Origin of the sequence: Caulobacter sp. D5, assembly GCF_003185805.1 — a bacterium.
Lineage (GTDB): Bacteria > Pseudomonadota > Alphaproteobacteria > Caulobacterales > Caulobacteraceae > Caulobacter.
The window spans coordinates 1-19,912 of the sequence record NZ_QHJY01000150.1 but is presented as its reverse complement, the minus strand read 5'-3'; the positions used below and the strand labels follow the sequence as shown (position 1 = coordinate 19,912).

Genomic DNA, 19,912 nt, shown 5'->3' with positions numbered 1-19,912 from the left:
GCAGTCACATCCCCCTCCGTCGGCTTCGCCGACACCTCCCCCTTCAGGGGGAGGGTCTTGGGAAACGAAAAAGGCCGCCCGGAGCGATCCGGGCGGCCTTTCCGTTTCAGAGGCTGGAAAGCCTTAGAAGGTCCAGCGGACGCCGGTCGAGAGCACGGCGCCCGAACCGGTGGCTTCGCCCTTCAGGACGGTCGTGGTGGCCGCGGCGGTGCCGGCGTACGAGACGTCGGTGCGGGTGATCACGGCCTTGTCGAAGTCGATGTAGCTGGCGCCGACGTCGAGCATCAGGTTCGGCTTGGCGGCCCAGGTGGCGCCGACGGCGTAGAGCATGCGGTCGCCGTCCGGCACGCGGGCGGTGCGGCCGTTTTCCGGGGTCGGGGTCGGGTCCTTCTGGACGCCGCCGCGCAGGGTCAGGCGCGGGGTCAGCTGGTGATCGACGCCGATCGCGATGGTCGTGATGTCCTTGTAGTCCTGGTCGATCACGGTGGTGCCGGCGGCGCGGGTGACGCGGATGGCGTCGAACTCGCTCCAGCCGATGCGGCTGACCGAGGCGTTCAGCGTGGTCTTCGGGGTCACGGCCCAGCGGGCGCCGAGGGTGGCCATCCACGGGGTGGTGATGGTGGCTTCACCGTCGAACGAACCGTTGCTGGCGGCCAGCACGCTGCTCAGGCCCGCGATCGTCACCTGGCCCTTCAGGGTGTGTTCGATCTTCGAGCGGTAGCTGGCGCCGACGGTCAGGGTCGAGGTCGGGCGGAACTGGCCGCCGACGGTCCAGCCGTAGTCCCAGCCGTCGCCGGTCAGCGACTGGCGGCCGGTGTCGGCCAGCAGCGGCGAGACCTGCGGCAGGGCGTTGGTCAGGTTCGCATCGGCGTATTCGGCGCTGACGCCGACGCCCAGGTCGATCTGGTCGGTCAGGCGGTAGGCCACCGTGCCCTGGATGTCGATCGAGGTCAGGCGCGACTTCAGGGCGTCGTAGCGGGCGAAGTTGCCTTCACCGTACTTGGTGGTGAAGTTGTACGGGGCGGCGGTCGACAGGCCGACGACGATCTTGTCGTTCAGGCGCCAGGCGCCGGCGAAGTTCGGCAGCAGGCCGTTCAGGATCGGGTTGCTTTCGCGGGTTTCGCCGCTGATGGCGGTGGTCGCCTGGCCCGGACGGGTGATGGTCGAGCCGGTGTTCTTGACGTCCGAGTTGACCAGGATGGCGTGCAGGCCGCCGTAGACTTCGGCGTGCTCGACGCTGGCGATGGCGGCCGGGTTCCACCACAGGCTGGCGGCGCCGGTGTCGGCGACTTCGCCCGAATAGGCGCGGCCCGAACCGCGGACCGATTGTTCCTGCAGGTAGAAGCCCGAGGCCGAGGCTTGCGAGGCGGCGGCGAGGGCGACGACGGCCGCGCCGGCGGCCAGGAGCTTACGCGAGAGAGACATGACTGACGCACCTTCTAAGGGAGCTTGGGGAGGCTGTTCGGTCCGCCAAACGCCTTGCAGCGCTGGAGGTTGCTGTCGCCTCTAACTGATCTTTTCAAAAAACGTTGCTATTTATTCGCTTCGCGGTGAATTTTGTTCATCGCGTCAAAGAAATGGCGGCTTTTAGGCCTCACTCTATTCGTCGTTACGTCAGAAACGCGGGTTTCCCTTAGGTAAAGCCATGTATTCGCCTAAATCGCGAATGGCGCTCTTTTGACGGTTTTGTCAGCTTTGAAAAGCGACGGGCGCGAGACCTGGATCCCGCGCCCGCGCCGTAGTGCTTTACCTTGGGGAAGCTTCAGCCGCCGGCCAGCTTGCGGAAGAACTTCTGGCCCTGCTCGCCGCCGTTGAAATAGGCCTGCTGGCCTGGCTCGGCGGTGATCTGCTCCCAGCTGTCGCGGACTTCCTCGGCCGACAGCCCGCCTTCGCCCAGATAGACGCCCTCGGTCTCGAAGATCCGCGACAGGGCGAAGGCGCCGGCGCCGGCGGTCAGGATCGCGCCGGTGGGGGCGTCTTCCGACACCAGGTAGACGACGCCGGGGGTGACGTATTCCGGCTTCAGCTTCTCCAGCACTTCCGGCGGCATCAGGCCCTCGGTCATGCGGGTGGCGGCCACCGGGCTGATGGCGTTGATCTTGACGTTGTTCTTGGCGCCCTCGAGCTTCAGCGTGTTCATCAGGCCCAGCACCGCCATCTTGGCCGCGCCGTAGTTGGACTGGCCGAAGTTGCCGTACATGCCCGAGGACGAGGTGGTGACGACGATGCGGCCGTAGTTCTGGGCCTTCATGATGTCCCAGACGGCCTTGATCGGCTTGAAGGTGCCGAAGACGTGGACCTGGATCACGGCCTCGAAGTCGGCCAGCTCCATCTTGGTCAGGGTCTTGTCGCGCAGGATGCCGGCGTTGGCGACCAGGATGTCGATGCGGCCCCACTTGTCGATCGTGGTCTTGACGAGGTCGGCGACGCCGGCGTCGTCGGTCACCGAAGCGCCGTGGGCGATGGCCTGCCCGCCGAAGGCCTCGATCTCGGCCACCACGGCCTTGGCCGCGTCGGACGAGCCGCCCGAGCCGTCGACGGATCCGCCCAGGTCGTTGACCACCACCTTGGCCCCGCGCCGGGCCAGCTCCAGGGCGTGCTGACGCCCGAGCCCGCCGCCCGCGCCCGTGACGATCGCCACCTGACCGTCGAAGCGAATGTCGTCCGCCATGCCCTAAGTCTCCCTCAAACGCGTGTTTGGTTTCGCGCGTTTGTGCGGCGGCGGGGAGGGGGCGTCAAGGGCGCCCCCGCCTTGGGCCATCGCGATCAGGTCTTCTTCGGCTTGGTCAGGCCGCCGGCCACCGGGGCGGTCGGCTTGTCGCGTTTGGCGCCGGCCTTCTTGCCGGGCTTCATGAACTTCACCAGCACGCGCTGGCCGACCAGCAGCGGGGCGCCGTCGGCGCTGACGACGACTTCGACGACGCGTTCGTCGCTGCGCTGGCTGGGGTCGTCGGAGGCGAGCTTGCGGGCGCCGAAGACGGCGGCGCGGCGCAGGACGCGGCCGATGTAGACCTTGTCGGGGTCGCTCTCGGGCTGGATCTCGACCTCCTGGCCGGGCTTCACGTTGGGCAGGTCGGCCTCGACGATCTCGGCGCGGACGATGCGCTGGGTGTCGGGCTCCAGGTCGAACATCGAGGTGACGTTGAGGGTCGAGGCGCCGGCGCCGGGATTGGCGTAGCGGCGGGCGATGCGGCCGTTGGCCGGCGCGCGGATCACCGTCAGTTCCTGGTTGAAGTTGGCCTGGCCGACCTGGGCGGTGGCGACGGCGATGGCGGCCTGCTGGGCGCCGATATTGGCCTGGGCCTGGGCGATCTGGTCGCTGGCCTGGTCGAGGCGCTGGGCGGCGACGAAGTTGGAGGCCGACAGGTTCTGCAGGCGCTTGTACTCGCGCTGGGCGGTGCGCAGCTGCACCTGGTGCAGGGCCAGCTGGGCGCGGGCCGAGGCGAGGCTGGCGGCGGCGGTCTGGGCGGCCAGGCGCGGCTCGTCGTCCTCCTGCTTGGCCAGGGGCTGGCCGGCGACCACGACGTCGCCTTCCTGCACGAAGACCTGGCGCACGATGCCCTGGCGGCGCGCGGCCACCTGGATCACGCCGCCCTCGACGTCGGCCTTGCCGTTGGCGATGGCCGCATAGGGGGAGGGCTCCTCCTGGGCGGCGGCGACCTCGAGCTTCTTCTTCTTCTCGGCGGCCTGGCCCTTCACATAGAAGAGGCCGCCCGCGAGCAGGCCGATGACGACGATGACGATCCAGAAGGTCGGGCGACGCAGGAACCTGGGCATGTGAACTTCCCCCGGAAATCAGTGGCTGAGCGGCGCGGGATCGGCGTCCGGCGTGCGGCGCACGTCGTCCAGGATCCGGCCGTCTTCGATGTGGATGACGCGGTCGGCATAGGCCTCGAGCCGCGGGTCGTGAGTCACGCAGACCACCGCCGCGCCGCGCTCGGTGGCGGCGGCGCGCAGCAGCTTGATCACCGTCTCGCCGCTCTTGCCGTCGAGGGCCGAGGTCGGTTCGTCGGCGAAGATCAGGTTGGGGTTCTTGGCCAGCGCCCGGGCGATGGCCACCCGCTGCTTCTCGCCGCCCGACAGTTCCGACGGGCGCTGGTTGACGCGCGGGCCAAGGCCGACGGACTCCAGCGCCGCCTGGGCGCGGCGGGCGGCCTCGCCGGGGCCGACGTCCTGGTACTTCAGCACCGTCATCACCTGCTGCTTGGCGGTGAGGGCGGGGAAGAGGTTGAAGCCCTGGAAGATGAAGCCGCAGTGATCCAGGCGGAAGCGGTCGATGCGGCCGGGGGGCAGCGCCCACAGGTCGTCGGCCTCCAGCGCCGAGACGTGGCCCTCGTCGGGCTTGAGCAGGCCCGACAGCGCCGCCACCAGGGTGGACTTGCCCGAGCCGGAGGGGCCCATGACCATGGTCACGTCGCCGTGGCGGGCGTCGAAATCGACCCCCTTGAGCACCTCGATGAAGGTGCGGCCGGTCTTGAACCGCTTGACCAGGCCCTTGGCGGCCAGGGCGGTCTCGCCGCGCTTGTGGGCGTTGTTGTTTCCGCTCATCGCAGCAGGTCCGCAGGTTGGCTGTTTTTGAGGACGCCGAGCGACAGGAAGCCCGACAGCATGGCGATGACGACGAGGAACACCGCCACGATCGCGACCAGCACCGGCGGGAAGTACATCGGCACGCCGCCGGCGACGGCCAGCAGGCTGACCAGCCAGGTCAGCAGGCCCGCGGCGAACACGCCGACGATACCGACCCAGAAGGACAGCTCCATGACGATGTTGCGCAGGTCGCCCATGGAGACGCCCAGGGCCCGCAGGGAGGCGAACTCCTTGATGTTGGCCATGATGGCCCCGCGCAGGGTCTGCCAGGTGATGGCCACGCCGATCAGCAGGCCGAGGAACGCCGAGAAGCCCAGCATGATGCCGATGATCTGATCCTCCAGCATGGCCCCGGAATTGGCGTCGGCCAGTTCCTGGCGGGTCCAGGCGCGGAACTTGCCGTCGGCCTTCTTGTTGAGCTGGGCGGCGACGACCTCGGCGTGGGCCGGGTCGCGGATCTGCACCATCAGGGGGCCGACGCGCTGGCCGGTGTCGGCCTCGCCCAGCATGCGCAGGGTGTCGCGCGACATCACCAGGGTGGGCTGGATGATGTTGGGATAGCCGGTGGTGACCACGCCGATGGTGATGGTCTTGCCGTTGTAGAGGGCCTTGTCGCCCTTCTTGACGCCCAGGCGCTTGAGCGCGGTCTGGTCGACGGCCACGGCGTAGGGGCGGCGCAGGGCCTCGATCATCGAGCTGGTGTAGTCGGTCGGCACGGTCACGTAGCCGGGGATGGCGTCGATGACGGTGACGTTGACGAACTCGGTCTTGCGGCCGTTGCCGCCCTTTTCGCCGCGCTTGGCGCGGGCCTCGGCCTTGGCCGTCTCCTCGGGCGACAGGATGTTCTGGAAGCGGCCGCCCGAGCCGTCGAGCGGGGCGACCTGGATCACCTCGGGGTGGCTGTAGACCAGCGGGATCATTCGGCGCGGCAGGCCCGAGGGGCCGCCGAACAGCGCCTTGGCGCCGGGGCCCAGCACCATGATGTCGGCGCGGGCGCGGTCGATCTGGGCGGTGAAGCCCTTGCCGATGCCGACGAACATGCCGACCTGCGCCAGCACCAGCAGGCCCGAGAAGGCCAGGGCGACGACGGCCGCCATGTATCGACGCCACTCGTACAGCAACGTGGCCAAGGCCAACGACATTACGGACTGCTCCCCCAATTCACGGTTGTAGGAGAACAGCGGGATCGCCGTGCGGCCAAGTTAAATCGGGGTAAGCTACATCCCTTCGATGAAACGCCGTGCGCGAGCACGTTTGTTGCGTCGGCAAGCCGACATCTGAAACAGGGCTGGCGGCGATGGTCCGGCTTGGCTATGGACTGTTACATTGTACGCCGGTATCGGCATCGGCGACGCCCAGGTAATCATCCGCGTCAGCGACACGCGTTAGGCAAGGACGCCTCATGAAGATTTCGACTCTGGCCGCCTCGGCCCTGGTGCTCTCGTTCGCGGCCGCTGGCGCCGCCCAGGCCGACGAGGGGATGTGGACCTTCGACAACTTCCCCTCGGCCAAGGTCAAGCAGACCTACGGCGTCGACATCGACCAGAAGTGGCTCGACACCGTGCGCGCCTCGGCCGTGCGCCTGACCACCGGCTGCTCGGCCTCGGTGGTGTCGGGGCAGGGCCTGGTGCTGACCAACAACCACTGCGTGGCCGACTGTTCGCAGTCGCTGTCGAGCGAGGGCAAGGACTACGTCAAGGACGGTTTCCTGACCGGCGCGCGCGAGGAAGAGCTGAAGTGCGCGGGCATGCAGGCCGAGGTGCTGCTGTCGATCATCGACGTCACCGACCAGGTGAAGGCCGCGGGCGCGGGCAAGACCGGCCAGGACTTCGTCAAGGCGCGGGACGCCGCCTTCGCCACCGCCGAGCTGGCCGCCTGCGGCCAGGACAAGACCCTGCGCTGCCAGACCATCAGCTTCTACCGGGGCGGCCAGTACAAGGTGTACAAGTACCGCCGCTACGCCGACGTGCGCCTGGTGTTCGCGCCGGAATACGCCACGGCCTTCTTCGGCGGCGATCCGGACAACTTCAACTTCCCGCGCTTCAACCTCGATAGCGCCTTCCTGCGCCTGTACGAGGACGGCAAGCCGGCGGTGACCCCCAGCCACCTGACCTGGCGGGCCACCGCCCCGGTCGAGGGCGAGCCGACCTTCGTGGCCGGCAATCCGGGCACCACCCAGCGCCAGCTGACCGTCTCGCAGCTGGAGACCAACCGCGACCTGATCATCCCGGTCGGCCAGCTGCAGCGCTCGGAGATGCGCGGCCGCCTGATCCAGTTCGGCGAGCGGAGCGAAGAGAACAAGCGCATCGCCAACCAGCCGCTGGCCGGGGTGGAGAACAGCTTCAAGGTGTTCTTCGGCCAGCAGTTCGTGCTCAGCGACAAGAAGTTCATGGACGCCAAGCGCGCCGCCGAGACGGATCTCAAGGCCAAGGTCGCCGCCGATCCGAAGCTGTCGGCCGAGATCGGCGACCCGTGGGGCGAGATCGACAAGGCGCAAGGTTCGCTAGCCGACCAGTTCGTGACCATGCGCCAGCTGGAGACCTCGGCCGGCGGCGGCTCTGACCTCTACGGCTACGCCCGCACCCTGGTGCGCGGCGCCCAGGAGCGCGCCAAGCCCTCGGCCGAGCGCCTGCCGGAATTCGCCGACACCCGCCTGCCGCTGGCCGAGAAGCGCCTGCTGGACGTCAAGCCGGTCGATGCGCCGCTGGAGCAGCTCTATCTCGAGCACTGGCTGCTGAAGACCCGCGAGTACCTGACCGCCGACGCGCCGGCGGTGAAGCTGCTGCTGGGCAAGGAAAGCCCCGAGGGCCTGTCGGCCCGCCTGGTCGCCGGCAGCAAGCTGGCCGACCCGGCTGTCCGCAAGGCGCTGTGGGACGGGGGGCTGGCCGCCGTCCAGGCCTCGGACGACCCGATGATCCAGTTCGTGCTGAAGACCGAAGGCGCGGGCCGCGAGGTGCGCAAGACCTATGAGGCCACCGTCACCGCGCCGACCGACGCGGCGGCCGAGCGCATCGCCAAGGCCCGTTTCGCGGTGCTGGGCGACAGCGTCTATCCGGACGCGACGTTCTCCCTGCGCCTGTCGTACGGCAAGGTCGCCGGCTGGACCCATCGCGGCCGCACGATCACGCCCTTCACCGACTTCGCCGGCTTCTACGACCGCGTCACCGGCGCCGAGCCCTTCGAGGCCGCGCCGCGCTGGATCGCCGCCAAGGACAAGCTGAACCCCAAGACGGTCTACGACTACGTCACCACCAACGACATCATCGGCGGCAATTCCGGCTCGCCGGTGATCGACGCCAAGGGCCGGGTGATCGGGGCCGCCTTCGACGGCAACATCCACTCGCTGGGCGGCGCCTTCGGCTATGACGGTGCGATCAACCGCACCGTGGTGGTCTCGACGGCGGCGATCACCGAGGCCCTGACCAAGGTCTACGGCCGCGACGCGCTGGTGAAGGAGCTGGTCTCGGGGAAATGATCCTGACCCCTCTCCCCCTTGCGGGAGAGGGTGGCCTCCCGGAGGGAGGTCGGGTGAGGGGTCTCTCAGACATCGAACGCCGCGACAGCCGATCGGCCGTCGCGGCGTTTTGCGTTCTTGAGGGGGAGGATGCCTCTCCTCCGTAAAATCCCCGCGAAAGCGGGGACCCAGGTGTTTTATCGTCGAGCACTGCGGGTTTCAGAAAAAGCCTGGGTCCCCGCTTTCGCGGGGATTTTACGGTAGGGGGATGCATCTCTCCCCAAATCCACATTTCACATCTGCAACACACTGAAATGTGGAATGTTTTTCGCTGGTGTCGGAGCGCGCCCGGGGCAAGGGCGCGCGTTTCTCGCGCTTCGTGCGCGTCCACCGGCACCAGGAGAAATCGCCTTGAGCGTTTCCAGCCTGAGCAGTTCTTCGATCATGCAGCAGCTGCTGCAGTCGATGCGCAGCTCCTCAACGACGTCCGCGGCCAGCGCCACGTCGTCGTCCAGTGGCTCGTCCACTGGGCAAGAAATGCAGGTCGGCAGCGGTTCACCCCCGCCGCCGCCTCCGCCGGCCATGAGCTCGCAAGGCTCCAGCGGCGAAAGTTTCAGCTCCGAAACCCTCGGCTCGCTGCTTTCCATGCAGGAAGGCGGCACGAGCCAGATGGGGGGAATGGGCGGCGGGCAGGGGATCTTCGAATCCCTCGACACCGACGCCGACGGAACCCTGTCGAGCGACGAGCTGATCACGGCCCTGAGCAGCGCCCTGGGCGAGTCGGACGACGTGTCGTCGGCCGTCGAGAGCCTGATCTCGGACGGCGACAGCGACGGCGACGGCACGCTGTCGGGCGACGAGTTCGCGGCGCTGGCCCAGGCTTCGGGCGGCGCGGGTCCGATGGGCGGTCCGCCGCCCGGACCTCCGCCGAGCGAGAGCGCGGGCGGTGGTGAAGGCGGCGGCGGTGGTGGCGGCGCTGGCGGCGCAGCCGCGGCCAGCCAGGTGTTCGACGCCCTCGACACCAACCAGGACGGCACCGTCTCGGCCGCTGAACTGGCCGCGGCCGACACCGACAGCAGCGATGCGGCCTCGGCCGCTTCCAGCCTGATCTCGGCGGCCGACAGCGACGGCGACGGCAGCCTGTCGAGCACGGAATTCTCCAGCCTGCTGGATCCGAGCTCCGACAGCGCCTCCAGCGTGATGGACACCCTGTCCAGCTCGAACCTGGCGTCGGAGATGATGCAGAAGCTGCTCCAGCAGCTGGCCGATGCGATGACCACCAGCACCGCCAGCGACGACAGCTCCAGCAGCTCGACCTCGACCCAGTCGGTGAACATCGCCGCCTGATCGGACTGAAAGCCCTCCCCCTTGATGGGGGAGGGTTGGGTGGGGGTGGTCCTGCGTTGACCGGCTATCCGGCCGGCGCCGTGTCACCCCCATCCCCGGCCCTTCCCCCATCCGCCAACGGGAAGGGGGCTATGACTTGATATTGACGCCAGTCGCCCGCCCGGCAGGCGCCGGCGCCCGCGACGCCAAAGGTTAAGCAAGCCGCTTGCGCCCGACGCGCTTGTGTTGGACAAACTGGCCCCTTGGTCGGCGTCGCGGGGGCGTCGCTTCATAATTCAAGGTTCTGCCGTTGCTTTTCCGTCCTGAGAACGTCCAGGCCCTCGCCGGCCTGGCGCTCACCCTGGGCCTCTGCTGGCTCGTCTCCGAAAACCGCAAGCGCTTCCCGTGGGTGCTGGCCGTCGGCGCCCTGATCATCCAGGTCGGCCTGGTGGTGCTCCTGTTCGGCCTGCCTCAGGCCCAGCAGATGCTGCGCGGCGTCAACGGCGCGGTCGAGGGCCTCGGCGCCTCCACCCAGGCCGGCACGGCCTTCGTGTTCGGCTTCCTCGCCGGCGGCGACCAGCCCTATCCGGTCAGCAATCCGGGCGCGGGCTTCATCTTCGCCTTCCGCGTGATGCCGGTGATCCTGGTGGTCTGCGCCCTGTCGGCGCTGCTATGGCACTGGAAGATCCTGAAGTGGGCCGCCCAAGGCTTCGGCTTCGTGTTCCAGAAGACCCTGGGCCTGCGCGGCCCGCCGGCCCTGGCCACCGCCGCCACCATCTTCATGGGCCAGATCGAAGGCCCGATCTTCATCCGCGCCTATCTCGACAAGCTGAGCCGCTCGGAACTCTTCATGCTGATCACGGTCGGCATGGCCTGCGTCAGCGGCTCGACCATGGTGGCCTACGCCACCATCCTGGCCGACGTGCTGCCCAACGCCGCGGCCCACGTGCTGACCGCCTCGATCATCTCGGCCCCGGCCGGCGTGCTGCTGGCCCGCATCGTCGTGCCGTCGGATCCGCTGGAAAAGGGCGGCGATCTGGATCTGGCCACCGAGGACAAGACCTACGGCAGCTCGATCGACGCCGTGATGAAGGGCACCACCGACGGCCTGCAGATCGCGCTGAACGTCGGCGCGACCCTGATCGTCTTCGTGGCTCTGGCCACCATGCTCGACAAGTTCCTGGCCATGCTGCCGGCCATCGGCGGCCAGCCGCTGAGCCTGACGCGCGGCCTGGGCGTGGTGTTCTCGCCGCTGGCCTGGTCGATGGGCATCCCCTGGAAGGAAGCCGGCGCCGCCGGCGGCCTGCTGGGCACCAAGCTGATCCTCACCGAGTTCACCGCCTTCATCCAGATGGCCAAGACCGGCGCGGCCACGCTGGACGAGCGCTCGCGGATGATCATGACCTACGCCCTGTGCGGCTTCGCCAACATCGGCTCGGTGGGCATGAACGTCGCCGGCTTCTCGGTGCTGGTGCCCCAGCGCCGCCAGGAAGTGCTGAGCCTGGTGTGGAAGGCCATGCTGGCCGGCTTCCTGGCCACCTGCCTGACCGGCTCGCTGATCGGCCTGATGCCGCGGGCGCTGTTCGGGCTGTAACACCCGTTGCCTCCACCTCTCCCTTCCCCCTTGATGGGGGGAAGGGCCGGGGATGGGGGTGACACGGCGTGTCCGAACGAACACCGAAGCTGACGCACGCCCCGGGCGCCGTCGGCCGCGCTCGCCGCCTTCGGCGGGACATGACCGCCAGCGGGCGGAATCTCTGGAAGGCGCTTCGAGCGCTGGATATCCACATTCGGCGCCAGGCGCCCATCGGCCGCTACGTGGCCGACTTCGTGCATCATCCGTCGCGACTCGTTATCGAGGTCGACGGCGGGCGCCACGACCTTCCCGAAGAACAGCTGCATGACGCCGAACGCGACGCCTGGCTGGCCGGGCAGGGTTATCGGGTGCTGCGCGTTCGGGACGGCGACGCCTTCGGAAAGCCCGAGGAAGTGGCCGAGCAGGTGGCGATGGAGATACGGCGGCTTGTCGTCTGACGCAGCGTCACCCCCATCCCAACCCTTCCCCCATCAAGGGGGAAGGGCTCTATTGGGCGCGGGAGGACTATCAGAATGAAGCTCTATGACAGCCGTCGCGCGCCCAATCCGCGCCGGGTGCGGTGGTTCATGGCCGAGAAGGGGATCGAGGACGTCGAGATCGTCGAGGTCGACATCTTCTCCGGCCAGCACCGCACGCCCGACTATATGGCCAGGGCCGGCCTGCCCAATGTGCCCGCGCTGGAGATGGACGACGGGACCACGATCACCGAGTCGGTGGCCATCTGCCGCTATCTGGAAAGCGTCTATCCCGAGCCGAACCTGTTCGGTCGCGACCCGCGCGAGACGGCGATCATCGAGATGTGGGCGCGGCGGGCCGAGATGCTGGTGGCCACACCGCTGATGCTGACCGTGCGCCACAGCCATCCGGCCCTGGCGGCGATCGAGACCCAGGTCCCCGAAGTGGCCGCTAACAACCGCGCCGCCGCCGAGAAGGGCATCAAGGTGCTGGACCGCCGCCTGGCCGACAGCCCGTTCATCGCTGGCGACCGCGTGACCATCGCCGACATCCTGGCGGTGACCGGCATCGACTTCGCGCGGATGGCGCGGTTCCGGCCGGATCCGGCGCTGGTCAACGTCAAGCGCTGGCTGGACGAGATGAACGCGCGGCCGGCGGCGAAGGCGGGGGTGTAGGGAGCATCTGAGCTGCGGCCGTAGCTAACGCGATCCCTCTCTCTTAGAGAGAGGGAGGGGCCCGCGCCGAAGGCGTGGGAGGGTGAGTGGTTACAACCTCACCGATCGGAGCGCGGCCAGGATATCGGCGGCGGTCCCGCCGGGGTCCGCCAAGACCCGTTCATTGGGGAATCTGAGAACCACGTACCCAATCCGCTCCAACGTGTCGGTACGATGATCGTCATAGACCTCACGACCGTCATGCGCGGCGCCGTCGAGCTCCACGATGAGCTTGCCCGCCTCGCAGACGAAGTCCGCGAAATAGCGGTCGATCGCGATCTGCCGCATGAACTTGAAGCCGGCGAGGCGGCGGTTGCGGACGAGCGCCCAGAGCGTCTTTTCCGCCAGGGTCTGGTTCTGGCGAAGGCGGCGGGCGTAGGCGGTCCTGTCCATGCGCAAAGCTTGGGTGCGGGGCTTTGGCGTTTTCAAGCATAGGAATTGGGGTTTTCCTGTGAGCGGCGAAACCACTCACCCTCCCATCGCTGCGCGATGGGCCCCTCCCTCTCTCTAAGAGAGAGGGTTTGAAGGGGGATTTATCCGGCATAACCTCGTTCCATGGCCGTCTCGCTGTTCACCCACGCCGACATGCTCGACCACCGGCCGGGGCCTGGCCACGTGGAGAGCCCGGCGCGGCTCAAGGCGGTGATCGACGCGCTGGAGGACGAGGCGGGTCTCGACCTGGAGCCGTTCGAGGCGCCGCTGGTCGATCCGGCCGACCTGCTGCGCATCCATCCGGCCACCTTCGTCGATTCGATCTTCGCCGCCGCGCCGCACGCGGGGATCTATGCGCTGGACCCGGACACGGTGATGTCGACCGGCAGCCTGATCGCCGCGCGACGGGCGGCCGGCGCGGTGGCGGCGGCCGTGCGTCATGTGACGAGCGGGGAGGGGAGCCGGGCCTTCTGCGCCGTGCGCCCGCCCGGCCATCACGCCGAACCGGGGACGGCCATGGGGTTCTGCGTGTTCTCCAACGTGGCGGTGGCGGCCCGCGTCGCCCAGGCCGGCGGCCTTTCGCGGGTGGCGATCGTCGATTTCGACGTCCATCACGGCAACGGCAGCCAGGCGGCGTTCGAGAACGACCCGACGGTGATGGTCGCCTCGATCCACCAGTCGCCGCTCTATCCCGGCACCGGCGATCCGTCGGAGACCGGCGTGGGCAACATCGTCAACGCCACGGTCGCGCCCGGCGCGGCGCGCGAATCCTGGCGCAAGGCGTTCGACGGGCTGATGGCGCGGGTCGACGCCTTCGCACCCGACCTCGTGCTGATCTCGGCCGGTTTCGACGCCCACCTACGTGATCCCTTGGCGCAGCAAAGCCTTGAGGCCGAAGACTTCGCCTGGGCGACGCGGGCCATCGTCGCCGTCGCGAACCGTCGAGCCAGAGGGCGTATTGTCTCCTCGCTCGAGGGCGGGTACGACCTCGAAGCGCTGGGCCGTTCGGCCCAGGCGCATGTTCGAGCGCTTCAGGAAGGATAGGGACCCGGCGCCGCGCCCCGCGCGAGCCGGACCGTCGAGGAAAATGGCCGACGCACCGACCGCCGACCAGACCGCCTCGCCCGTGGTCCGCCCACCCGGGGCGATCGTCCTGGCGCGCCACGGCGAGCCTGCCTTGTCGCGCAAGATCCACTTCAGCGCCCAGGCCTATGGCGACTGGTGGGCGCTGTACGAGGAGGGCGGCCTGCTGGCTGGCCAGACCCCGCCCGACTGCCTGCTCGACATCGCCCGCAAGGCCGACGTCATCATTTCCTCGACCCGGCGCCGTTCGATCGAGACCGCCCAGGCCATCGCCGGCGGTCGCGACTTCCCGCGCGACCCGATGTTCATCGAGGCGCCGCTGCCGCCGCCGCCCTGGCCCAGCTGGATCAAGCTGTCGCCCAAGAAGTGGGGCTTCTTCTCGCGCTTCTGGTGGTGGTTCTTCGATCACCACATGGGCCAGGAAAGCCGCAAGCAGGCCGAGGTTCGCGCGGACGCCGCCGCCGACGCCCTGATCGCCCTGTCGCAGGACGGCCGGAACGTGCTGCTGGTGGCCCACGGCTTCTTCAACACCATGATCGGCGTGGCGCTGCAGAAGCGCGGCCTGAAGAAGACGCTCGACCAGGGCTTCCAATACTGGTGCGTCAAGCGTTTCGAGCGCTCCTGAAGCCTCACAGCCGTTGCCCGCACGCGCCTGCCCAACTAGGGTGCCTGCTTCTCCCTGGAGTAGAAATGACCGACGCCGCTTCCCCTGCGCATGATCTTTCGGCCCTGAGCTTCGAGCAGGCCCTGGCCGAGCTGGAGAAGATCGTGTCCGAGCTGGAATCGGGCCAGGCGCCGCTGGAGCGGTCGATCGACATCTACGAGCGCGGCGCGGCCCTGAAGGCCCACTGCGAGAAGAAGCTGGAAGCCGCGCGCCTGAAGGTCGAGAAGATCGTGCTCGGCCAGGGCGGCGCCGCGGGCGTCGAGCCGGCCGAGTTCTCCTGATGGGTCAGGCCGCCGCGAAGATCTCGCCGACGATCGCGTTCGAGGATTTCGAGCGCGTGGACATCCGCGTCGGCACGATCACGCAGGCGCAGGCCTTTCCCGAAGCCCGCAAGCCGTCCTACAAGCTGACGATCGACTTCGGGCCCGCGATCGGCGTCAAGCGTTCGTCGGCCCAGGTGACCCGCCACTACGCGATCGACCAGCTGGTCGGACGCCGCGTGGCGGCGGTGGTGAACTTCAAGCCGCGCCAGATCGGCCCGTTCATGTCGGAGGTCCTTTGCCTGGGCTTTCCCGACGACGAGGGCGAAGTCGTCCTCGTGACGGTGGATCGCGCGGCGCCGAACGGGGGAAAGCTGTTTTGAGCGACCTTGGTAAGCGCATCGCCCAGGCGGCCGACATCGTCACCGTGGCGCTCGACGAGCTGTTGCCGCGCGCCGACGGGCCCGAAAGCCGCCTGACCGAGGCCATGCGCTACGCGGCGCTGGGTCCGGGCAAGCGCCTGCGGCCGTTCTTCGCGCTGGAAACCGGCAAGATGTTCGACCTGCCCGAGCGGCCGGTGCTGCGGGCGGCCTGCGCGCTGGAGTGCATCCACGCCTACAGCCTGGTGCACGACGACCTGCCGGCGATGGACGACGACGACATGCGCCGCGGCCGTCCGACCGTGCACGTACAATATGACGAGGCGACCGCGATCCTGGCCGGCGACGCCTTGCAGACGGCCGCCTTCGAGATCATGGCTCACCCCGACACCCACGACGACGGCCATGTCCGCTCGGAACTGGTGCGCAAGCTGGCCATCGCCTCGGGCGCGCGCGGCATGTGCGGCGGCCAGATGATCGACCTCCTGGGCGTTCGCGACGACCTGGGCGCGGTGGCGCGCATGCAGCGCCTGAAGACCGGCGCCCTGATCGCCTTCGCCTTCGAGATCCCGCTGATCATCGGCCGGGCCAAGGAAGCCGAGCGCGCGGCCCTGATGGGCTTCGCCCAGGACCTGGGGCTGGCCTACCAGATCGTCGACGACATTCTCGACGCCGAGGGCGACGTCGCCTTGCTGGGCAAGGCCGCGGGCGGCAAGGACGCGGTCAAGGGCAAGGCCAACTACGTCACCCTTCTGGGCCTCGAAGCCGCCAAGGAACGCGTGGAGCTTCTGGCCGCGCAGACCAAGGCCCATCTCGATATCTTTGGCGACAGGGCCGATCATCTGCGCGACAGCGTTGATTTCGTGCTGGACCGCCGCAACTGACCGCGCTTTCTACGAACATGCCGACGCAAACGCCTCTTCTCGACTCGATCACCTCGCCCGCCGACACGCGGGGTCTGTCGGTCGCCGAACTCAAGCAGCTGGCGCAGGAGGTCCGGGCCGAGACGATCGACGCCGTCTCCGTGACCGGCGGCCACCTGGGCGCGGGCCTGGGCGTGGTCGAACTGACCGTGGCCCTGCACCACGTCTACGAGACGCCCAAGGACATCCTGATCTGGGACGTCGGCCACCAGGCCTATCCGCACAAGATCCTCACCGGCCGCCGCGACCGCATCAAGACGCTGCGCCAGGGCGGGGGCCTGTCGGGCTTCACCAAGCGGGCCGAGAGCCAGTACGACCCGTTCGGCGCGGCCCACGCGGCCACCTCGATCTCGGCGGCGCTGGGCTTCTGCGCCGCGCGCGACGCGAAAGGCGAGGACAACGCCGTCGTGGCCGTGATCGGCGACGGCTCGCTGGGTGCGGGCATGGCCTATGAGGCGATGAACGCGGCGACCGACGCCACGCGCCAGCTGACCGTCATCCTCAACGACAACGACATGTCGATCGCCCCGCCGGTGGGCGGGATGAGCGCCTATCTGGCCAACCTCGTCTCGGGCGGCGTCTATCGCAAGGCGCGCAAGCTGGGCAAGACGGTGGTGGAAAAGCTGCCGACCCCGATCCGCGACGCGGCCCGCAAGGCCGAGGAATACGCCCGCGGCATGGTCACCGGCGGCACCTTCTTCGAGGAGCTGGGCTTCCACTATGTCGGCCCGATCGACGGCCACGACATGGACGCCCTGGTCTCGGTGCTGAAGAACGCCCGGGAATTCAAGGAAAAGCCGGTCCTCGTCCACGTCGTCACCCAGAAGGGCAAGGGCTACGCCCCGGCCGAGGGCGCGGCCGACAAGCTGCACGCCGTGGCCAAGTTCGACGTCGTCACCGGCCAGCAGCAGAAGGCGGCCGCCGGCCCGCCCAGCTACACCAAGGTGTTCGCCCAGGAACTGGTCAAGCAGGCGGCCAAGGACGACAAGATCGTCGCCATCACCGCCGCCATGCCCTCGGGCACGGGCCTCGATGTGTTCGAAAAGGCCTTCCCGACCCGCACCTTCGACGTCGGCATCGCCGAGCAGCACGCGGTGACCTTCGCCGCGGGCCTGGCCGCCGACGGCATGAAGCCGTTCGCGGCGATCTATTCGACCTTCCTGCAGCGCGGCTACGACCAGGTGGTCCACGACGTGGCGATCCAGCGCCTGCCGGTGCGCTTCGCCATGGACCGCGCCGGTCTGGTGGGCGCCGACGGTCCCACGCACGCCGGTTCGTTCGACATCGGCTTCATGGGCGCTTTGCCCGGCATGGTGCTGATGGCCGCCGCCGACGAGCTGGAGCTGGCCCGCATGGTCGCCACCGCCGTCGAGATCGACGACCGCCCCAGCGCCTTCCGCTATCCGCGCGGCGAGGGCGTGGGCCTGGAACTGCCGGCCGGTCCGGCCGAGCCCCTGGAGATCGGCAAGGGCCGCATCGTCCGCGAAGGCACCAGCGTCGCCATCGTCTCGTTCGGCACGCGTTTGTCGGAAAGCCTGAAGGCGGCCGACCTGCTGGCCGCGCGCGGTCTTTCGGCGACGGTCTGCGACGCCCGCTTCGCCAAGCCGCTGGACCTTGACCTGCTGCTGCGCCTGGCGCGCGAGCATGAGGCCATCGTCACGGTGGAGGAGGGGGCCATGGGCGGCTTCGGCGCCTTCGTGCTGCAGGCCCTGGCCCAGCACGGCGCGCTCGATCGCGGCCTGAAGATTCGCACGCTGGGCCTGCCCGACGTGTTCCAGGACCAGGACAAGCCCGACGTCATGTACGCCGAGGCCGGTCTCGACGCCGAAGGCATCCTGCACGGGGCGCTGTCGGCGCTGGGCATGGACAATGTCAGCGCCGCGGGGCGGCGGGCCTGATCTCTGATCCTTCTCCCCCTGCGGGAGAAGGTGTCGGCGAAAGCCGACGGATGAGGGGTCTCTCAAAAGTCAGACGCCGCGAAAGCTGATCGGCTTTCGCGGCGTTTCTGTGCGTGCGACCCCTCACCCGACCCCCGCCTTCGCGGGGGCTACCCTCTCCCGCATGGGGAGAGGGATCAGGTGTCGCAGGCCTCGAAGAACGCCTTCACGCGGACGCGCTCGTCGCTGCTGGCCGAGATGCTGTGGCGCTTGCCGGCGTTAAGGATTGCAAGATCACCCGTGCGGCGAAAATTGCCTAGCGCAGGGTCGCGCGGGCTCGTCCGGGCCAGCAGGAAGGGCCCGGTTCCGCCGTCGTCGGCGGTTTTCGCGGCCAGGCGCGACGTCTGGTCGCGGCTGGCGAGCGCTATGGCGCCGCCCGCGATCCCGCTGGCCGAGACCTCGACCGGCCCGCCCGCCGTCGGACAGGCCAGCATCAGCAGCACCTCGTCGCTGGAGGGGCGGCCGTAGGCCAGCTTGGGACCTTCGCCGGGCTCGTTGAGATAGGCCCAGGCATAGGCGGAATTTGCCGCCCGCTCGTGCGCGCAGGCCGCCGCGAGCAGCGCGACGAACGCGACGGCGGCGGTGCGGACGGGAAGGCGGAAGCTGGGCACGGGCGGATCTCCTTGCTTGGAGAACGCCCCGCCGCGCCCGGCGGTTTCTGCCGATCGGCCGGCGCGCCCCAGGAAGACCCTGGGCGCGCCGGCCGCCGCAAGATTGTACCCAGCCGTCCGGACGTGTCCGGGACGGCCCTTCAATCCATCAGAACGGCGAGAACTTCTCGACCAGGGCCTGGCCGGCCGGGGTCTTCTGCACGCGGCTGATGTCGCCGCGACCGCCGTAGCTGATGCGGGCCTCGGCGATCTGGGTGTGCTTGATGGTGTTGGCCGAGGAGATGTCTTCCGGACGCACGATGCCGGCCACCGTCAGCTGGCGCAGCTCGTTGTTGGTCTTCACTTCCTGGGTGCCCTGGATGACCATGTTGCCGTTGGGCATGACCTGCGAGACGACCGCGGCGATGGTCAGGCTGATCTTTTCCGAGCGGCTGACGCTGCCGGCGCCGGCGTTGGAGAAGCCCGAGTTGCTGTTGACGGCGTTCGACGGGTCGAAACCGCCCGGCAGAACCTTGCCCAGGCTCGACTCCAGGCCGAAGAAGTTGCTCAGGCCCGCCGTGCCCGACGAGGTGCGCGAGGACTTGCTGGTGTTGGAGGTGCTGGCGCTGTCGTCGATCTCGATCAGCACGGTGACGATGTCGCCGACGCGGCTGGCGCGCTGGTCGTTGAAGAAGGCGCGGGCGCCGACCCGCCACAGCGAGTTGGCCGAGGCGGCCTGCGGGGCCGGTTCGCGGGCCGAGACGTAGCTGGGGGTCATCGGAGCGAGCGAGGCGGGGTAGCCGACCGGGGCCAGCTCGGGGCCCTTGACGGCCTCCTTGACGCTGGAGCAGGCGGCGATCGGGGCGAGCAGGGCGAGGGCGACGAAGGCGGCGGGACGCATGGACATCTCTGTGCTCTCTTAGCGGGCGGCGTAGCGCACGGAATTGCGGGGAGCCTTCAGGGCTTGCGCCTGAGGGCCGACGACGGCCGAACCGGGGCCGGTGGCCACCGCTTCGATGATCTTCTTGCTGGCGGTGTTCTGGACGCTGAAGGTCTCGCCTACAGCCGCACCGCCTATGGCCTTGCCCTGCAAGGTGAGGGCCACGCCGTCGTAATCGTAGGTGACTGCGACAACATCGCCCTTGGCGATGACCTGGGCGGCGGAAACGTCGCGCAGGGCGGCGGCCGCGCCTTGGCGCAGCGGGCGTTTGGCGCTCATGCCGATCATGGCGTCGGCGTCGCGGGGAGCATCCATGGGCGCGGCGGCGACCTTGATACACACCAGGTCCGCGGGCTGCACGACCTCGCCGGCGGCGAGGCTGCGGGCATAGGCAAGAACCTCCACGTTGCCGCGCTGGACGCCGGCGCCGCCGGCCAGCTGGCCGCCGTTCTCGACGCCCTGGCGGACGATGACGCGGCGCAGGCCCTGGGGATTGGCCCAGTCCAGGCCGGCGCGGCGGGCGGTCATCTGCAGCTGGGCGGCGTCGAGCACGACGCTGGGGCCGGC

Annotated in this window: 20 protein-coding genes; 11 read left to right on the top strand and 9 right to left on the bottom strand. The window is 68.8% G+C overall.

Annotation, left to right across the window (positions count from 1 at the left end; translation table 11 throughout):
- Positions 1–123 precede the first annotated feature (123 nt).
- The 5 genes from DMC18_RS11125 to DMC18_RS11105 all read right to left on the bottom strand — a co-directional run bounded on the left by DMC18_RS11125 (position 124) and on the right by DMC18_RS11105 (position 5,732).
- On the bottom strand, positions 124–1,425 hold the full coding sequence (locus DMC18_RS11125; RefSeq protein ID WP_110120618.1) for an outer membrane protein transport protein: 1,302 nt from the start codon (positions 1,423–1,425) through the stop codon (positions 124–126).
- Between the two features lie 337 nt (positions 1,426–1,762).
- The gene (locus DMC18_RS11120) at positions 1,763–2,671 is read right to left on the bottom strand and encodes an SDR family NAD(P)-dependent oxidoreductase (protein ID WP_110120619.1); all 909 of its coding nucleotides are present in this window, start codon (positions 2,669–2,671) and stop codon (positions 1,763–1,765) included.
- Positions 2,672–2,766: 95 nt separating this feature from the next.
- On the bottom strand, positions 2,767–3,777 hold the full coding sequence (locus DMC18_RS11115; protein ID WP_110120620.1) for an HlyD family secretion protein: 1,011 nt from the start codon (positions 3,775–3,777) through the stop codon (positions 2,767–2,769).
- 18 nt (positions 3,778–3,795) lie between these two features.
- A complete protein-coding gene (locus DMC18_RS11110) occupies positions 3,796–4,548 on the bottom strand; it encodes an ABC transporter ATP-binding protein (RefSeq protein ID WP_110120621.1) in 753 nt (250 codons plus the stop codon).
- The gene (locus DMC18_RS11105; protein WP_110120622.1) at positions 4,545–5,732 is read right to left on the bottom strand and encodes an ABC transporter permease; all 1,188 of its coding nucleotides are present in this window, start codon (positions 5,730–5,732) and stop codon (positions 4,545–4,547) included. Before DMC18_RS11105 ends, DMC18_RS11110 begins: the two co-directional genes overlap by 4 nt.
- 260 nt (positions 5,733–5,992) lie before the next feature.
- On the opposite strand from DMC18_RS11105, the gene DMC18_RS11100 reads away from it, so the two are divergent.
- From DMC18_RS11100 to DMC18_RS11080, 5 genes are all read left to right on the top strand, one after another.
- Positions 5,993–8,065, top strand: a complete 2,073-nt coding sequence (locus tag DMC18_RS11100; protein ID WP_110120623.1) for a S46 family peptidase — start codon at positions 5,993–5,995, stop codon at positions 8,063–8,065.
- Between the two features lie 390 nt (positions 8,066–8,455).
- On the top strand, positions 8,456–9,391 hold the full coding sequence (locus DMC18_RS11095) for an EF-hand domain-containing protein (protein ID WP_233245289.1): 936 nt from the start codon (positions 8,456–8,458) through the stop codon (positions 9,389–9,391).
- A gap of 289 nt (positions 9,392–9,680) precedes the next feature.
- The gene (locus tag DMC18_RS11090) at positions 9,681–10,964 is read left to right on the top strand and encodes a NupC/NupG family nucleoside CNT transporter (protein ID WP_110120624.1); all 1,284 of its coding nucleotides are present in this window, start codon (positions 9,681–9,683) and stop codon (positions 10,962–10,964) included.
- Positions 10,965–11,032: 68 nt separating this feature from the next.
- Positions 11,033–11,404 carry an endonuclease domain-containing protein gene (locus DMC18_RS11085; RefSeq protein WP_233245290.1) on the top strand — a complete coding sequence of 124 codons (372 nt, stop codon included), beginning with the start codon at positions 11,033–11,035 and terminating at the stop codon, positions 11,402–11,404.
- Positions 11,405–11,479: 75 nt separating this feature from the next.
- Positions 11,480–12,097 (top strand): glutathione S-transferase family protein, encoded by a 618-nt coding sequence (locus DMC18_RS11080; RefSeq protein ID WP_110120626.1) that lies wholly within the window; start codon positions 11,480–11,482, stop codon positions 12,095–12,097.
- A gap of 90 nt (positions 12,098–12,187) precedes the next feature.
- On the opposite strand, the gene DMC18_RS11075 is transcribed toward DMC18_RS11080, so the two are convergent.
- Positions 12,188–12,529: a DUF559 domain-containing protein gene (locus DMC18_RS11075; RefSeq protein WP_110120627.1), complete on the bottom strand. Its 342-nt coding sequence runs from the start codon at positions 12,527–12,529 to the stop codon at positions 12,188–12,190.
- Between the two features lie 162 nt (positions 12,530–12,691).
- Here DMC18_RS11075 and DMC18_RS11070 point away from each other — a divergent pair, with 162 nt between their 5' ends.
- From DMC18_RS11070 to dxs, 6 genes are all read left to right on the top strand, one after another.
- On the top strand, positions 12,692–13,612 hold the full coding sequence (locus DMC18_RS11070; RefSeq protein WP_110120628.1) for a histone deacetylase family protein: 921 nt from the start codon (positions 12,692–12,694) through the stop codon (positions 13,610–13,612).
- A gap of 43 nt (positions 13,613–13,655) precedes the next feature.
- The gene (locus tag DMC18_RS11065; RefSeq protein WP_110120629.1) at positions 13,656–14,276 is read left to right on the top strand and encodes a phosphoglycerate mutase family protein; all 621 of its coding nucleotides are present in this window, start codon (positions 13,656–13,658) and stop codon (positions 14,274–14,276) included.
- Positions 14,277–14,341: 65 nt separating this feature from the next.
- Positions 14,342–14,596, top strand: coding sequence for an exodeoxyribonuclease VII small subunit (locus tag DMC18_RS11060; protein WP_109099095.1), 255 nt, complete (start codon positions 14,342–14,344; stop codon positions 14,594–14,596).
- Positions 14,596–14,958: a tRNA-binding protein gene (locus DMC18_RS11055; RefSeq protein WP_110120630.1), complete on the top strand. Its 363-nt coding sequence runs from the start codon at positions 14,596–14,598 to the stop codon at positions 14,956–14,958. Before DMC18_RS11060 ends, DMC18_RS11055 begins: the two co-directional genes overlap by 1 nt.
- Positions 14,955–15,839, top strand: a complete 885-nt coding sequence (locus DMC18_RS11050; RefSeq protein WP_110120631.1) for a polyprenyl synthetase family protein — start codon at positions 14,955–14,957, stop codon at positions 15,837–15,839. Before DMC18_RS11055 ends, DMC18_RS11050 begins: the two co-directional genes overlap by 4 nt.
- 17 nt (positions 15,840–15,856) lie before the next feature.
- Positions 15,857–17,776, top strand: a complete 1,920-nt coding sequence (gene dxs, locus DMC18_RS11045) for a 1-deoxy-D-xylulose-5-phosphate synthase (RefSeq protein ID WP_110120632.1) — start codon at positions 15,857–15,859, stop codon at positions 17,774–17,776.
- 176 nt (positions 17,777–17,952) lie between these two features.
- Here dxs and DMC18_RS11040 read toward each other — a convergent pair whose 3' ends face one another.
- The 3 genes from DMC18_RS11040 to flgA form a co-directional block, all read right to left on the bottom strand.
- Positions 17,953–18,426 carry a hypothetical protein gene (locus tag DMC18_RS11040; protein ID WP_110120633.1) on the bottom strand — a complete coding sequence of 158 codons (474 nt, stop codon included), beginning with the start codon at positions 18,424–18,426 and terminating at the stop codon, positions 17,953–17,955.
- Between the two features lie 148 nt (positions 18,427–18,574).
- Entirely contained in the window at positions 18,575–19,306 is a 732-nt protein-coding gene (gene flgH, locus DMC18_RS11035; protein ID WP_110120635.1) for a flagellar basal body L-ring protein FlgH, read from the bottom strand.
- Positions 19,307–19,324: 18 nt separating this feature from the next.
- On the bottom strand, positions 19,325–19,912 hold a 588-nt coding region (flgA, locus tag DMC18_RS11030), incomplete at its 5' end, for a flagellar basal body P-ring formation chaperone FlgA (protein WP_110132937.1).